Raw genomic sequence first — 15,132 nt, forward strand, 5'->3', positions numbered from 1 at the left:
CGGGGTGCCCCTCCCACAGGAACCTCCGCACCCGGACCGCACCCGGACCGGAGGCGGATCGGAGTCGCGGTCGGCGGTTTCGGACACGACCCCGACCCGGCGGGTGTCCGGCGCCCCCAGGTCCCGTCGGGTCAGCCGATCCGTTGGCCGTCCCGGCGCAGGGGGGCGCCCAGCAGGCGGTTCAGGTCGGCTTCGACCTCGGCCAGCAGCTCGCGGCCGAACACGCACAGGGTCCCCCGGTCGTGTTCCCAGGGGTGCCCGAAGGTGCCCAGGCGCAGGTCTCCGGCGAGGTTGATGTGGTAGTCGCCGTCGGGGAACGCGTGCGCGGGGTGGCGGGGCCGTTCGTCCCCTCCGACCCGGCGGGGGTCGTACCGGTGCCCGGTGTGCTGCCAGCCCAGGGAGTAGAGGTGCTCACCCTCCGGGACGCTGGCGGCGAGCGCGTGCCGCACCACTTGGTTCAGTTCGCTGACGCGGTCGGGGCTTCCGGCCACGGCGTGGGCGGCCCAGGTCACGGAGGGGGTGGGTTCCACGACGCCGGGGAAGACCGTGGCGCTGGGGGTGAAGAAGAAACGTTCGGTGAACCGGTCCCAGAGGTCGTCGTGCTCGGGGTCGTCGTGGAGCTCGGTGACCGGCCGTACCGGAGCCGGGGCGCCGGGCGGGGCCCAGGTGAGGGTGCGCACGCTGGTGACTTCCCGGAACCCCGAGGCGAGGAGGAGTCCGTGCAGGTCGGGTTGGGTGGCGGGGTCGGTCTCGGCGGCCATGAGGCGGGCCTCGGCCTGGGTCCACACCCACCACAGGGGTAGGACGCGACCTGAGCTCGCGTGACGCGCCCACTCCCCCAGGAACTCCGCGCGGGGGGCGGTCATCCCCTCCAGGACCACGAAGGGGGTTCCGGTACGCAGGGTGGCCCAGCTGGCGGCGCGTACGTGCGCCCCGCGCACCAGGGTCAGGGTCCGTCTCTCGAAGGCTCTGCCGTCCGCCTCGTGTTCGGTCAGGGAGCGCCGGTGCGGTCCGGAGGCGGCGGCCAGGAGCCGGACGGCGTCGGCGGACACCCGGTCGTTCTCCCGGAGGCGTTCCTCCGGCGGGGGCGGCGCCGTGGGGAGGTCGGTGAGCGCGGCGACCAGCACGGATCTCTCGGGGCCCGGGACGAACCCGGCCGCGTGCAGGGCGCGGGTCAGGGCGGGCGGGTCGTGGGCGTGCACCGGCCAGTGGGCGGGTTCGCGGTGTGCCTCGAACCGGTCGCGTTGGCGGGCGACCAGGGCGGGCAGGTCCGTTCCGCTCGGCAGGGGGCCGTGGTCGACGACCCCGTGGGTGCCGTAGTGGGTGCGGACGAGGCGTCCGCCGTCCACGTGTCGGTCCCTCAGGTGTACCGCCCCGGCCTGGGGCGGGGAGGGGAGATGGCCACGCAGATGGGTGTCGTAGGCATGGCGGAGCTCGTGCAAGGTGGCAGCCAGGAGGGGTGAGGGGGCGGAGGAGGGGCGGCCCATTCTGCCAGTTCCGGGGGTGCGGGGACCCATCCCGAACGGCCCCGGGGGTGGCCGGAAGCCGGGGTGCCGGTGTCCGATTGTCGAAGCGGGTCCGTAACCTGGTCGATCGTTGTCCGAGCCCCGCCCACTCGGACCGAATCCCGTTCGGTTCAGGTGTGGCCACGAGTTCTACCCATCGGTAACATTGACGCATGAGCCTTGACCACCCCGCCGAAGAGCACGAGTTCGACCAGGACACCCGGGTCGACAAGCGTGCCGACGGCGAGTTCACAGCCACCCTCACCGACGGCTGGACCACGTTCACCTCGCACCCCAACGGCGGCTACGTCCTGGGGACGGCCCTCAACGCCCTGGGCCAGACCCTCACCCAGCCCGACCCCCTCGTGGTCTCCGCCTTCTTCCTGCGTCCCGCCGCCCCCGGCCCGGCGTTGCTGCGCACCGAGACCGTACGTGAGGGGCGCCGCACGGCCACCGGCACGGTCGTCGCGGAACAGGGCGGCAAGGAGATCCTGCGTGCCACCGCCACCTACGGCGACCTCACTGCCGAGGGGCGGGTGCTGCACCTGGAGGGCCCGCCGGAACTGCCCGCCCCGGAGGACTGCCACCTGCCCCCGGAGTTCGCGGGCACGCCCGAGGGCGTGACGATCGCCCAGCGCGTCGACTACCGCTACCCCGAGCGCCCAGGGTGGCTGGACGGGAGGAAGGACGGCCGGCCCCGCACCGACTTCTGGATGCGGTTCGCCGACGGCCGCGACGCCGACGTGCACTCCCTGCCCGCGATGGTCGACTTCGCGGTCCCCGCCGTCCTGGAGATCGGTGAGTTCAGCACGATCACCGTGGAACTGACCACCCACGTGCGCGCCAGGCCCGCCCCCGGCTGGCTGGCCTGCCGGGTCTCCACCCAGCACGTCTCCAACGGCCTCCACGAGGAGGACATGGAGATCTGGGACAGCCAGGGCACCCTGGTGGCCCAGGCCCGCCAGCTCGCCATGCTGCTGTGACCCCGTGCCCCGCGACCGGCCGCGCGCCGGTCGCGGGGCGACCGGCGAGGCCTCGCCGCCGGCCTATCCCTCCTCGGCGCGCCGGGTCAGGCGCTCCTGGCGCTGCCGGGCGGCCTGCGCGGTGCCCAGCCCGAGGCCGAAGGCGATCCCCTGCCAGGTCATCCCCCGCCCCTTGGCCATGGTGAGCAGCCCCGACTCCAGCTGGTCGAACTCGGCCCGGGCCCAGGGGACCAGGGTCAGGGCGGCGGTGAGGTCGTCCTGGTCCACGGCGGGGGCGCCCTCGTCCGGGAGGGCGCTGCCCGCGGCCAGGTCGCTGACGCGACGAATGGCCTCGTGGGGGGACATCGGCATGCGTGTCCGGGTCCAGCGGTCGCGGTCCTCGCCCGTGGCGTGCCGCTCGGTGATCCGGAAGAGGGCCTCGTGGACGCGTGCGCGCCGGGCTTGTTCCGGGTCGGGCTGAGTGAAGGCGTCCTGTGTGTTCTCCATGCCTCCACTGTGCGTTGTCAGCTCTTAGTTGTCAACCAAATGTTGTGAACGGATTGTTCACATGCTCAGTCGAGGACGCGGGTGCCGCGACCGCGGGCCCGCAGGGCACGGACGGCACGCCCCCTCCAGAGCAGCCCCTGCCGGGGGGAGAACAGGTAGGCCAGAGTGAACGCGACCGCCTGGGACAGCACGATGCACCCGCCGGTGGACACGTTCAGGTGGAAGCTGGTGAACACCCCCGCCACGGCGGCGACGACGGCGATCGCCGCCGAGATCAGCAGCATCCGCTCGAAGCGGTCGGTGAGCAGGTAGGCGGTCGCGCCGGGGATGATCACCATGGCCACGACCAGGATGATCCCCACCGCCTGGAGCGCCACCACGACCGTCACCGACAGCAGGCCCAGCAGCAGGGTCTCCAGCAGGCGCGGGTTGACGCCGATGGCGTGCGCGTGGACCGGGTCGAAGGCGTACATGGTCAGGTCGCGGTGCTTGTACCAGACCACGGCCAGCACCACGGCGGCCAGGATCAGGACCTGGAGGATGTCCGCGTCGGAGACCCCGAGCACGTTGCCGAACAGGATGTGGCTGAGGTCGGTCTGGCTCGGCACCCGCGAGATCATCACCAGCCCCAGGGCGAACATCGCGGTGAAGACCACGCCGATCACCGCGTCCTCCTTGACCCGGGAGGTCCTGTTGACCACCCCGATCAGCGCGACCGAGCCCCCGCCGAACACCAGGGCGCCCAGGGCGAAGGGCATCCCGAACATGTAGGAGAGCACCACGCCGGGGAGGACCGCGTGCGAGACCGCGTCGCCCATCAGCGACCAGCCCACCAGGGTCATCCAGCAGGAGAGCACCGCGCAGACCACGCCCGCGACGACGCTCACCAGCAGTGCGCGCTGCACGAACTCGAACCGCATGGGCACCGCGAACCATTCCACGACCGCCATCAGGACGTCCACGAGCGTCGCTCCTCACTGGGGTGGATGCCGAACGCCTCCAGGAGCACGTCCGGGCGCAGGACCTCCTCGGGCGGACCGTGCGCGATCACGCGCTGTTGCAGCAGGACGGCCTCGTCGCACAGCACCGGTACCTGGGCCAGGTCGTGGGTGGACACCAGCAGTGTGTGTCCCGTCTGGCGCAGTTGCAGCAGCAGGTCGGTGATGGTGGCCTCCGAACGCCTGTCCACGCCCGCGAAGGGCTCGTCGAGCAGCAGCACGTCCGCCTCCTGGGCGATGGCGCGCGCGACGAACGCGCGTTTGCGCTGACCTCCGGAGAGCGCCCCGATCTGACGGTCGGCCAGGTCGGTGAGGTCCGTGCGGGCCAGCGCGTGGTCCACGGCCTCGCGGTCGGCGGGCCGGGGGCGGCGCCTGCGTCCCATGTGCCCGTAACGGCCCATCATGACCACGTCGCGCACCCGCACGGGGAAGGCCCAGTCCACCTGTTCGGACTGGGGCACGTAGCCGACGAGGCCCTTGCGGCGGGCGGCGCCGCTGCCCATGCCCAGGAGGCGCACCCGGCCCCGGTCGACGGGGACCAGGCCGAGCACGGTCTTGAACAGGGTGGACTTGCCCGAGCCGTTCATGCCCAGCAGCCCGCACACCCGGCCGGGTTCCACGGACAGGTCGACGTCGTCCAGGGCGAGGACCTCGCCGTAGCGCACGGTGGCTCCGGTGACCTCGATGGCCGCGGTCACGGCGTCTCCCCCCGGTCGGTCAGTCCGGCGACGATGGCCTCCGCGTCGTGGCGGAGCAGGTCGAGGTAGGTGGGCACGGGGCCGTCGACCTCGGAGAGCGAGTCGACGTAGAGGGTCCCACCCATGGCGGCTCCGGTCTCGCGGATCACGGACCGCTGGGCGCTGTCGTTGACGGTGCTCTCGCAGAACACGGTGGGCACGTCGTTGTCGCGGACGAACTCGGAGACGGCGGCGATCTGCTGGGGGGTGCCCTCACGTTCGGCGTTGACGGGCCACAGGTACCGCTCGGTCAGTCCGGCGTCGCGGGCCAGGTAGGAGAAGGCGCCCTCGCAGGTGACCAGGGCGCGGGAGGACTCGGGGACCCCGGAGAGCTCCGTCTCCAGGTAGGAGCCGACCTCGGAGATCTCCTCCTTGTAGGCCTCGGCGGCCTCGGTGTAGGTCGCCTCGCCCTCGGGGTCGAGTGCGGTGAGGGCGTCGCGGATGTTGTCGACGTAGACCAGGGCGTTGTCGGGGGACATCCAGGCGTGCGGGTTGGGTTCTCCCTCGTAGCCGCCGGAGGAGACGGGGATGGTCTCGATGCCTTCGCTGAGCACGGCGGTGGGAGCGTCCACGCGGTCGGTGAACTGCTGGAACCAGGCCTCCAGACCCAGGCCGTTCTCCAGGATGAGGTCCGCGTCCTGGCCGCGTACGAGGTCGTCGGGGGTGGGCTCGTAGCCGTGGATCTCCGCGCCGGGCCGGGTGAGGGAGGCGACCTCGACGCGGTCGGCGGCGACGTTCTCGGCCATGTCCGCGATGACGGTGAAGGTGGTGAGGACGAGGGCTCGGTCATCGTCGCGGTCGGTACCGGCGGTGGTGGAGCAGGCGCTGAGGGCCAGGGTGAGGGCGACCCCGGGGATCGTGGTCGACCAGGCGTTTGAAGAGAACCCATCTCTAAAGTTCGGCACGCCTAACATTTACCACAAGCGAGCCAAACCACGCATCCGGGAGTCGGTCCGGTGCACCCTTTCGGGTCGGCCCGCAACTCTTTTACAGTTGTTGCAGTCATGACTGCAATGACTGTAATCTGGCGGCATGAGCGAACCCACCGAGGACGAACTGGCCTTCGTCGACGACGTCGCCGCGTTCTTCGAGGACGAGGGCCTGCCCCTGATCTCCGGCCGGGTCATCGGCTGGCTGCTGATCAGTGACCCGCCCGAACAGAGCGCCGCGCGCCTGGCCGAGGTGCTCCAGGTCAGCCGCAGTTCCATCAGCAGCGCCACCCGCATGCTCACTCCCAGCGGCCTCGTCGAGGGGGTGCGCAAGCGAGGCGAGCGCCAGGAGTACTTCCGGATCGCCGCCGACGGTTGGAGTCGCATGCTGGAGCGCCGCTACGCCCTGGCCACCAGCTTCCGCAAGGTCACCGAACGCGGACTGAGGGCGCTGGAGGACGCCCCGCCCGAACGCCGCGAGCGCCTGGCCAACGTCCACGAGCTCTACGGGTTCCTGGAGACCGAACTCCCCGCCATGCTCCGGCGCTGGCGGGACAGACAAGAGGACCGCACATGAGCACCACCGACTTCCACCGCGAGCACGTCTGCCTGCCCGAAGGGCGTCTCAGCGTCATCGTCGAGGGCCCCGCACACGCCCCTCCGGTCCTGCTGCTCAGCGGAGCGGGAGTGGACAGCGCCACCATGAGCTGGCGCCACCTCATCCCCGACCTCGCCCGGGACCACCGCGTCATCGCCCCGGACTGGCCCAAGCAGGGGCTCAGCACCCCCTGGAACGGCCTGGCCGACCACGCCGCCCTCCAACGCTGCGTCATCGCGACCCTGGACCACTGCGGCGTGGACCGCGCCGCCGTCGTGGGCCTGTCCCAGGGCGGGGCGATGACCCTGGCCACCGCCCTCGACCACCCCGACCGCGTGGAACGCCTGGTGGCCATCGCCCCCGGCGGCACCCTGTCCTTCCCGCCCGTCTACCACCAGCTCCTGTGGCTCGTCTCCCGGAGCCGCCTGCTCAACTCGACCCTGCCCGGGATGATGGTCGGCAACAGGAAGAGGACCGAGGCCTTCGTCCGCACGGCGCTGTTCGCCGGCCCCGCCCCCGACCAGGACGAGGTCGTCGACGAGGTCCTGGCCGAGATGGACGCCCACGGCGCGGGCTCCTCCGACTGGCAGAACGCCTCCATCGGCCCCTGGCGGATGAACGTGGACCTGCGTCCGCGCCTCGGCGAGATCCGCTGCCCGGCGCTGTTCATCCAGGGTGACAAGGACGCGGGGGTCAAACCCGCCACCACGGTCGCCGCGGCCCGATCGGTGCCCGGAGCCCGGTGGGAACTCCTCGCGGGCCAGGGACACTGGGTCAACCGCCAATCGCCCCGGACGGTGAACCGCCTGGTCAGGGACTTCCTGGCCGAGCGAGAGGCCTGAGCAGCCGACCGAAGTGCGCCCCGGAGTCCGATCCTTCCTACAATGGGCGCCCTGACGTGTGAACTCCCGCCCCGCCCCCGCGGCCGCCGCGTCACCCGTACCCTCGGCCCCGTCCCCACAGGAGTCCCAGGTGGTCCTTCCCCACCGCACACTGCACGAGCGCTACGAACTGCACTCCGAGGTGGGGCGGGGCGGGATGGGCCGGGTGTGGCGAGCACACGACACCGGGCTCAACCGGGCCGTGGCGGTGAAGGAGATCCTCCTGGGACCGGGCCTGGACGAGGAGGAACGCGCCCGGGTGACCGCCCGCGCGCGCCGCGAGGCCCAGGCCACCGCCATGGGCCAGCACCCCAACATCGTGACCGTGTACGACATCGTCGAGGACGACGGCCGACCGTGGATCGTCATGGAGCTCCTGGACGGCGACTCCCTGCTGCGCCTGACGCGCGAGCACGGCCCGGTTCCCCCGGAACGGGCCGCCGCCTGGGCCCTGGGGCTGCTCGACGCCTTGGAGACCGCCCACGGCCAGGGCATCACCCACCGCGACGTCAAACCCGAGAACGTCGTGGTCACCGACTCCGGCCGGGTGGTGCTCACAGACTTCGGGATCGCCACCATCGTGGACACCGCCGCCATCACCCAGACCTCCACGGTCATGGGCTCCGCCGCCTACGTCGCGCCCGAACGCCTCGACTCCCAGCCAGCGACCCCCGCCAGTGACCTGTGGTCCCTGGGAGCCACCCTCTACCACGCGGTGACGGGGGTGTCCCCGTTCCTGCGCGAGGGCGTACCGGCGACCCTGCACGCCGTACTCAGCTCGGATCCGACCGGGTTCCCTCCCGGGCCGCTGGGCGAGGCGATCCGGGGGCTGCTGGTCAAGGACCCCGCACACCGTCTGGACGGCCCCGGTTGTCGGGCGCTGTTGAGCGCCGCCGCCCGTGGTGAGAGCGGAACCTCGGCACTGACCGTGGCCCACCTCCCGCCGTCCGCCCCGGGCGTGACCGAGGGGTCCGGCCCGCAGGGCGTGACCGCCGCCCTCGGCCCGAACGGACCGACGGCGGACCCCACCGCCACCCAACCGGCGCTGCGGCGCGCACGGCGCCTCTCGTGGCCCGTGGTGGTGCTCACACTGGGTCTGGCCGCGCTGCTCGTCGCCGCCTCCCTGGCCGTCGCCGACCGCTGGGCCGGGAGCGGCCGGGCGGTCGCCGACCTCGAGGATCCCGGGGCCAGCGCCACGGTGGCGGATCCGGGATCGCACCCCTCCGCCGAGGGCATGACCTGGACCGAGGATCCCGACGGGTTCGCCCTGCTGGTCCCCGACGGCTGGGTGCGTCGCGCGAACGGCGCCAGCGTGTACTACGACTCCCCCACCTCCGACGCCTATCTCCAGATCGACCGCACCCCCCACTCGGTCGACGACGAGTACGCGCACGTGCTGGAGCAGGAGACCGACTCCGTCGCGGAGGACCGGCTCCCCGGATACCAGCGGATCAGGGTGGAGGACGTCACCTCCGAGACCTCCTTCGTCTCGGCCGCCGACTGGGAGTTCAGCTGGGACCGGGGCCAGGGTGCCTGGCGCCTGCTGGCCCGCAACATCAACGCCGGGGAGGGCGAGTTCTACACCCTGGCCTGGTCCTCCAGTGAGTCCTTCTGGGACGGGGACGCGCCCCTGCGCGAGCAGGCGGTCTCCTCCTTCGACCCGTTCTGACACCGGTGGTGCACCGGCCCCGGTACGCTCGATCCGTTCCGTCGCGAGTGCAAGGGAGGTGGCGGCGGTGTCCCACACCTGGACCGCGATCGACTTCGAGACCGCCAACCAGGACCGCGGCAGCGTGTGCGCCGTGGGTCTGGTCCGCGTGAGCGAGGGGCGGGTGGTCGACCGGTTCACCAGCCTCATCCGCCCGCCGGAACCGGTGTCGTTCTTCTCCCGGCACAACACCGCCGTGCACGGCATCACCGCCGCCGACGTCGCCCACGCCCCCACCTGGGAGAAGGTGCGCGACCAGGTGGTCGAGTTCGCCCAGGGCGGCGCGCTGGTGGCGCACAACGCCCCCTTCGACATGGGGGCGCTGCGCCAGGCCTGCGCCCACACCGGGCTGGCGCTGCCCGGCTTCGACTACGCGTGCACCCTCGCCCTGTCCCGGCGCACCTGGGACCTGCCCGACCACCGCCTGCCCACGGTGTCCGCGCACGTGGGGCACACCATCACCCGGCACCACCGGGCCGACGCCGACGCCGAGGCGGCCGCGCACATCATGATCGCGGCCATGCGGCGCCACGGCACCGGCACGCTCTCCGAGCTGAGCCTGGTCAGCGGGCTGCGCCTGGGGCGCCTGGAAGCGTTCGCGGCGGCACCGGTCCCGGTGGCCGCCCCCGCCGTGGTGGACGCGCCCGCCCGCGAGGACCGGTTCGGTCGGTGGCAGCGGGCCGCGCAGTCCCCGCTCCCCGAGCCCTCCCCCGACGCCGACCCGGACGGTCCCCTCCACGGCCGCACGGTGTGCGTCTCCGGAGACCTGCGCTCCATGGACAAGCCCGAGGTGTGGAAGCGCATCGCGGAGGCCGGGGGCCAGCCCGCCAAGAACGTGACGAGGAAGACCGACGTCCTGGTGGTGGCCGACAGCGACCACGGAGGCAAGACCTCCAAGCACAAACAGGCCGAGGCCTACATCGCCAGGGGCCAGAGCATCGACATCATCACCGAGCCCGAACTCATGGGCCGTCTCGGGGTCACCGCCCCGTGAACCCGGCCGTCTCCGGCTGAGGGAGACGGACCGGAGCGCCGGTCGGACACGGGGAAGACGACCTGACCGGGACGGCGCGCCCGCGATCTGGGACAATCCCAGTGCGAATCCCCGTGCACCCCGTTCCACGACGTGCGGCGTACCGGGGGCGTCCCATCGGAAGGAACATCCCGTGACCACCGCAAGCAGCCCCACACCCTCCGAGCTCCTGGAGTCGGCCCGGCGCGACCACGCCGCCCTGGTCGAGCGTGGACTCTCCCTGAACCTGACCCGGGGCAAGCCGTCCTCCCGCCAGCTGGACCTGTCCGCGGACCTGCTCGAACTGCCCCGCGGCCGCTACACCGCCGCCGACGGCACCGACTGCCGCAACTACGCGGGCGCGCCCCAGGGCCTCCTCGAACTGCGGGAGATCTTCGCGGGCCTCCTCCAGGTCCCGGTCGAGCAGCTGATCGCGGCGGGCAACGCCAGCCTGGAGCTCATGCACGACAGCCTGGCCAACGCGTTCCTGGGCACGGTGCCCGGAGGGACCGGCCGCTGGGCCGACGCCGAGCGGATCGCGTTCCTGTGCCCGGTCCCCGGCTACGACCGGCACTTCGCTCTGTGTGAGCGCTTCGGCATCGAGATGATCCCCGTCCCGATGACCGACGAGGGCCCCGACATGGACGTGGTCGAGCGTCTGGTGAGCGCCGACGCCGACATCAAGGGCATCTGGTGTGTGCCCAAGTACAGCAACCCCGACGGTGTCTCCTACTCCGACGAGGTCGTGCGGCGCCTGGCGGCCATGCCCACCGCCGCCCCGGACTTCCGGATCTTCTGGGACAACGCCTACGCGGTGCACCACCTGACCGACGAGGAGGTGGAGATCGCCGACGTCCTCGCGGCCTGTGCCGAGAGCGGCAACCCCGACCGCGTCCTGGTCTTCGGATCCACCTCCAAGGTGACCTTCGCCGGTGCCGGGGTCGCGTTCCTGGGTTCCTCCCCCGCCAACGTGAGCTGGTTCCAGGGGCTCGCGGGCAAGCGGACCATCGGCCCGGACAAGATCAACCAGCTGCGCCACGCCATGTTCCTGGGCGACGCCGAGGGCGTGCGCGCGCACATGCGCCGCCACCGTGAGCTGCTGGAGCCCAAGTTCGAGACGGTGGAGCGCGTCCTCACCAAGGCGCTCGGCGGTACCGGTCTGGCCACCTGGTCCACCCCCAAGGGCGGTTACTTCGTGCGTCTGGACGTCCTGGACGGTTGCGCGCGCGAGGTCGTGCGCCGGGCCGCCGAGGCCGGGATCGCGCTGACCCCCGCCGGGGCCACGCACCCCTACGGTGACGACCCCCGGGACCGCACCATCCGCATCGCGCCCTCCTTCCCGGAGCTGGACGCGCTGGAGGAGGCCATCGAGGGTCTGGCCGTGTGCGTGCGCCTGGTCGGTGCCGAGAAGCTGGTCGCCGAGCAGGGCTGACCCCGCGGCGGTCAGCGAGACCACGAGGCGCCCCCGTCCCACTCGGACGGGGGCGCCTCGTGTGGTTCACGGGGTGACGTCGATGTTGGTCAGCCCCCGGGTCGCGTTCGTGACGGTGTTGGAGGCGTGCACCACGTTGGGCTCGTCGGCGCAGTCGGACTGGCTCCACAGGGCGATCGCGAAGCCGCCGACCCCGCCCAGGTCGGAGTCGTTGTCCCGGAAGACGTTGCCGCAGCCCGCGCCGTCGACCTGCTGCGTGCTGGTGTAGCCGTGCGCGAACACCCCGGGCCGCTCGAAGGTCCCGGTGTTGTGCTCGAACAGGTAGCCGTTGCCCTTGACGTCCACCCAGCTGTCCGCGAAGTTCTGGCCGGAGATGCCCCGGCCGTCGAAGGTGTTGCCCGAGACCAGGCCGTCGCGGGTGCCCTCCTTGACGTCGAGGTGCTCCCCTCGGACGTCGGGTCCGAAGTGGTTGCCGGTGACCTCGGTGCGGTCGCTGCGGTCCACGCCGTCCCCGCCCCCGTAGCAGCCCCAGTTGCTGTGGGCCGAGCCCAGGTAGACGCCCTCGCCGAAGCCCGGCTGGACCCGGCCGGTGTCGGAGATCCGGGAGTCGCGGACGGACCCGTCCGAGCTGGAGTCGCGGAAGTGCACGCCCTCGTCGTCGATGCCCCGCACCTCCAGGTCGCTCAGGTGGACGTGGTCGGAGCGGTCGATCACGATCCCCTTCTTGGAGTCGGTGACGGTGAGGCCCCGGACGTTCCAGTGGTCGGCCTCGTACAACCACAGGCCGTAGCCGGTGCTGTGGGTGTCGGGGGTGGGGCAGCCGCTGCCGGACGTGGGCTCGTCGTTGACCAGGACGGCGTCGGAGGGGCCGGTGAGGGTGATGGGGGCACCGCTGGTCCCGGAGGTGGTGGCGACGAAGGAGCCGACGTACTCGCCGCCGTCCAGGGTGATGGTCTGGCCCGGCTGGGCGTCGGCGAGGGCCTCCTCCAGGGCGGGACCGTCGGAGACCCGGACGTCGGCGGGGGCGGGGGCGGCGTGCGCGGGGAACGCCCAGGCCGTCAGGGCGACCGCTCCGGCGGCGGCCAGGCAGAGGGACGGGCGTCGGGTGCCGGGGGTGGGCACGGGGCAGACCTCCGTGTCGGGGGGACCTCACGGTGGGTGAGGGTGTGACCACCGACCCTAGGGCGGGGTCGGTGAGCCTTCAAGAGGGTGCCGCCCCACGCCTCAGGTACCGAGGAACCGCAGGACCGCCAGGACCCGGCGGCTGTACTCGGGGGTGTGCGCCAGCTCCAGCTTGTCGAAGAGGGAGTTGATGTGCTTTTCCACCGCGCTCAGGGAGACGAACAGCCGCCGCGCGATGGCGGTGTTGCTCAGTCCCTGCGCCATGTTCTCCAGGACCTCGTGTTCCCTCGGGGTCAGTCGGGCGAGCGGGTCGGTCCGCGTGGTGCGGGCGAGCAGCTGGCGTACCACCTCCGGGTCGAAGGCGGCTCCCCCGGCGGCGACCCGGTCCAAGGCGTCCAGGAACTCGCCCACCTGCGCCACCCGGTCCTTGAGCAGGTATCCGACGCGTTCGGGGGCTCCGGTGAGCAGCTCGGCGGCGTAGCGCTGCTCCACGTACTGCGAGAGCACCAGGACCGCCACCCCGGGGTGCTCCGCCCGGATGCGCAGCGCCGCCCGTAGCCCCTCGTCGGTGTGGGTCGGCGGCATGCGCACGTCCACCACCGCCGCGTCCGGACGGTGTTCGGAGACGGCCTCCCACAGGCCCTCGCCGTCCTCGACCGCCGCCAGGACCTCGTGCCCCTCCTCCTCCAACAGACGGACCAGACCCTCCCGGAGCAGGACCGAGTCGTCGGCGATCACCAGGCGCATGAGGGGCTCCGTATCCAGGGGTAGGGCGGGGAAACGATCATCGGTCGAGCGGAAGCACGACGCGCACGGCGGTGGGTCCGCCCTGCGGGCTGTCCACCTCCAGTGTGCCGTCCAGCGCCCGGACCCGGCGGGCTAGCCCGGTCAGACCCTCACCGTCGGGGTCGGCGCCGCCCCGGCCGTCGTCGGAGACGGTCAGGCACACTCGGGAGTCGTGTACACCGAGGTCGACGACCACCCCGTCGGCCCGCGCGTGCTTGGCGGCGTTGGTCATGGCCTCGCGGGCCACGAAGTACACGGCGGTGGACAGTTCCGGTGGGAGCGGAGCGGGGAGGTCGCATCGAACCGTCACCGGGAGCGGGCCGCGCTCGGCCGCCTCGTTCAGGGCCGCCTCCAACCCCAGGGTGTCCAGGGCGGTCGGGTAGATCCGCCAGGCGACCTCGCGCAACTCGTCCAGCAGGACCGCCGACTCGGCGTGGGCCCGCCGCACCAGGTCGGCGGCGTGCGCGGGATCGCCGCGGCGCCGGGCTCGGCCCAGCAGCATGGCCAGGGCGACCACCCGCTGTTGGACGCCGTCGTGCAGGTCGCGTTCGATCCGGCGTCTCTCCTGGTCCACCGCCCGCACGATCCCGGACCGGGTCCGGGTGAGCTCCTCGATGCGTCGCCGCATGCGGTCCTCCTCCGTAGGGCCGAGCAGGGTACGGGCCAGCCAACGGTCGACCTCGGCCAGGACGGGGACGATCCACCATGTCAGGACCAGGACCATGAGCGCGGCTATCAGTCCGAGGGAGATGCTGGAGACGTCCACTCCCACGCCGGGCCAGTCCGCTCTCACGTGGGTCGCGGTGCCCGTGACGGCCTGGATCGCCACCCCGACGACCAGGATCGGGACCAGCGCGGCGACGGAGACCAGCAGGTACAGGGAGGCTAGGTGCACGGGCAGGCGCAACAGCAGGTGGAGCGCGCGGGCGGGCCCGCTCGCCCGCAGCGTGACGGTGGTGCCCATCCAGCGGGAGAGCCGGGCCAGGTCCCGCTCGCACAGCCGGGACGCCCACACCTCGATCCGCCTCCCGGCGGACGGGCGCACCGGCACGGCCAGCAGGACACCCAGCGAGGCCAGTATCCACACCAGGGTCAGCACGCTCACCCGGACACCCGCCACCAGCCCCACGAACTCGCGTCCGTGTCTGCCCGCGCGCGCGGACACCCGTCGCAGCCCCACTCCCACGTCCTCTCCTCAGGCGCCCCCAGGTGGACGCCCCCTTCCGACGAAGGCGCCGCGACGCGCCGCACCCGCTGGTCGGCTTCCCGTACGTTCACCTGGCCGTGGCCGTGGGCGGCCTCGTGGGGTGGGTGTCACGCTCGCCCGCGGCTCGGTGCGCCGGGCACGCCCCGGAGGTCGATGCCGCCGGTCCGGTGACGCCCGCCCCGGGCGACGACGTGGTCGGGTCGTTCCGTGATGCTACCCCTCGGTGCGGTTCCGCCTCGGCCGGGAGCGGGCCGCGCTCGGCCGCGCGGCGGTGGGGCCCTCCACGGGTGGCGCCGTCGGAGGGCCCCGGGGGTGACGGAGCGTGCCGACACCCGTCACGCGCTGCGCCGTTCTGTCGGACCCGTCGAGGACAATGCCGGGTATGAGCGATCAGCGGCACCACGCCATCGACTACGTCGAACTCCCGGTCACCGACCTGGAGGAGACCAAGCGGTTCTACACCGAGGCCTTCGGGTGGCGGTTCAACGACTACGGGGGCGCCTACGCGGGCATCCGTTCGCCCGACGGCACCTCCGAGGTGGGCGGGCTCAACCCGGGCGGTGAGGTGCGCGGCGGCGGACCCCTCGTCCTGCTCTACTCCGAGGACCTGGACCGCACGGTGGAGGCGGTGGAACGCGCGGGCGGCCGCGTCCTCCAGGGTCCCTACGACTTCCCCGGTGGTCGACGCTTCCACTTCGCCGACCCCAGCGGGAACGAACTGGGGGTGTTCGCGGACTCCTGACCGGAC

Annotated in this window: 15 protein-coding genes; 7 read left to right on the top strand and 8 right to left on the bottom strand. The window is 72.3% G+C overall.

The genetic code is table 11. From position 1 onward, the window contains the following. Positions 1-131: 131 nt before the first annotated feature. Positions 132-1,349, bottom strand: a complete 1,218-nt coding sequence (locus ACRWK8_RS24200; protein ID WP_431872959.1) for a DUF2716 domain-containing protein — start codon at positions 1,347-1,349, stop codon at positions 132-134. Positions 1,350-1,678: 329 nt separating this feature from the next. On the opposite strand from ACRWK8_RS24200, the gene ACRWK8_RS24205 reads away from it, so the two are divergent. Next, on the top strand, positions 1,679-2,488 hold the full coding sequence (locus ACRWK8_RS24205; RefSeq protein WP_431872960.1) for a thioesterase family protein: 810 nt from the start codon (positions 1,679-1,681) through the stop codon (positions 2,486-2,488). A 63-nt stretch (positions 2,489-2,551) separates the two neighbouring features. Here the strand turns inward: ACRWK8_RS24205 and ACRWK8_RS24210 are convergent, their stop codons facing one another. From ACRWK8_RS24210 to ACRWK8_RS24225, 4 genes are all read right to left on the bottom strand, one after another. Beyond that, a complete protein-coding gene (locus tag ACRWK8_RS24210) occupies positions 2,552-2,974 on the bottom strand; it encodes a DNA-binding protein (RefSeq protein ID WP_378736253.1) in 423 nt (140 codons plus the stop codon). 65 nt (positions 2,975-3,039) lie between these two features. Next, positions 3,040-3,936 (bottom strand): metal ABC transporter permease, encoded by an 897-nt coding sequence (locus ACRWK8_RS24215; RefSeq protein WP_431872961.1) that lies wholly within the window; start codon positions 3,934-3,936, stop codon positions 3,040-3,042. Beyond that, positions 3,924-4,670 carry a metal ABC transporter ATP-binding protein gene (locus ACRWK8_RS24220; protein WP_352387941.1) on the bottom strand — a complete coding sequence of 249 codons (747 nt, stop codon included), beginning with the start codon at positions 4,668-4,670 and terminating at the stop codon, positions 3,924-3,926. The genes ACRWK8_RS24215 and ACRWK8_RS24220 overlap by 13 nt, the downstream gene beginning before the upstream one ends. Next, positions 4,667-5,614: a metal ABC transporter substrate-binding protein gene (locus ACRWK8_RS24225; RefSeq protein WP_431872962.1), complete on the bottom strand. Its 948-nt coding sequence runs from the start codon at positions 5,612-5,614 to the stop codon at positions 4,667-4,669. The genes ACRWK8_RS24220 and ACRWK8_RS24225 overlap by 4 nt, the downstream gene beginning before the upstream one ends. Positions 5,615-5,741: 127 nt before the next feature. Here ACRWK8_RS24225 and ACRWK8_RS24230 point away from each other — a divergent pair, with 127 nt between their 5' ends. The 5 genes from ACRWK8_RS24230 to ACRWK8_RS24250 all read left to right on the top strand — a co-directional run bounded on the left by ACRWK8_RS24230 (position 5,742) and on the right by ACRWK8_RS24250 (position 11,269). Next, positions 5,742-6,215 (top strand): GbsR/MarR family transcriptional regulator, encoded by a 474-nt coding sequence (locus tag ACRWK8_RS24230; protein ID WP_378736246.1) that lies wholly within the window; start codon positions 5,742-5,744, stop codon positions 6,213-6,215. Further along, positions 6,212-7,078: an alpha/beta fold hydrolase gene (locus ACRWK8_RS24235; protein WP_431872963.1), complete on the top strand. Its 867-nt coding sequence runs from the start codon at positions 6,212-6,214 to the stop codon at positions 7,076-7,078. The genes ACRWK8_RS24230 and ACRWK8_RS24235 overlap by 4 nt, the downstream gene beginning before the upstream one ends. Before the next feature lie 130 nt (positions 7,079-7,208). Then, entirely contained in the window at positions 7,209-8,786 is a 1,578-nt protein-coding gene (locus ACRWK8_RS24240; protein WP_431872964.1) for a serine/threonine-protein kinase, read from the top strand. A 67-nt stretch (positions 8,787-8,853) separates the two neighbouring features. Beyond that, positions 8,854-9,819, top strand: coding sequence for an exonuclease domain-containing protein (locus ACRWK8_RS24245; RefSeq protein ID WP_431872965.1), 966 nt, complete (start codon positions 8,854-8,856; stop codon positions 9,817-9,819). A 172-nt stretch (positions 9,820-9,991) separates the two neighbouring features. Next, positions 9,992-11,269 (top strand): aspartate aminotransferase type Ic, encoded by a 1,278-nt coding sequence (locus ACRWK8_RS24250; protein WP_378736238.1) that lies wholly within the window; start codon positions 9,992-9,994, stop codon positions 11,267-11,269. 66 nt (positions 11,270-11,335) lie between these two features. Here the strand turns inward: ACRWK8_RS24250 and ACRWK8_RS24255 are convergent, their stop codons facing one another. The 3 genes from ACRWK8_RS24255 to ACRWK8_RS24265 form a co-directional block, all read right to left on the bottom strand. Beyond that, positions 11,336-12,391, bottom strand: coding sequence for a NosD domain-containing protein (locus tag ACRWK8_RS24255; protein ID WP_431872966.1), 1,056 nt, complete (start codon positions 12,389-12,391; stop codon positions 11,336-11,338). Between the two features lie 102 nt (positions 12,392-12,493). Further along, on the bottom strand, positions 12,494-13,138 hold the full coding sequence (locus ACRWK8_RS24260; protein WP_431872967.1) for a response regulator transcription factor: 645 nt from the start codon (positions 13,136-13,138) through the stop codon (positions 12,494-12,496). 37 nt (positions 13,139-13,175) lie between these two features. Next, positions 13,176-14,363 (bottom strand): sensor histidine kinase, encoded by a 1,188-nt coding sequence (locus ACRWK8_RS24265; RefSeq protein WP_431872968.1) that lies wholly within the window; start codon positions 14,361-14,363, stop codon positions 13,176-13,178. A gap of 403 nt (positions 14,364-14,766) precedes the next feature. On the opposite strand from ACRWK8_RS24265, the gene ACRWK8_RS24270 reads away from it, so the two are divergent. Next, positions 14,767-15,126 (top strand): VOC family protein, encoded by a 360-nt coding sequence (locus ACRWK8_RS24270; protein WP_431872969.1) that lies wholly within the window; start codon positions 14,767-14,769, stop codon positions 15,124-15,126. The last annotated feature ends 6 nt before the right edge of the window (positions 15,127-15,132 follow it).

Source organism: Nocardiopsis eucommiae (assembly GCF_965344335.1).
Taxonomy (GTDB): domain Bacteria; phylum Actinomycetota; class Actinomycetes; order Streptosporangiales; family Streptosporangiaceae; genus Nocardiopsis; species Nocardiopsis eucommiae.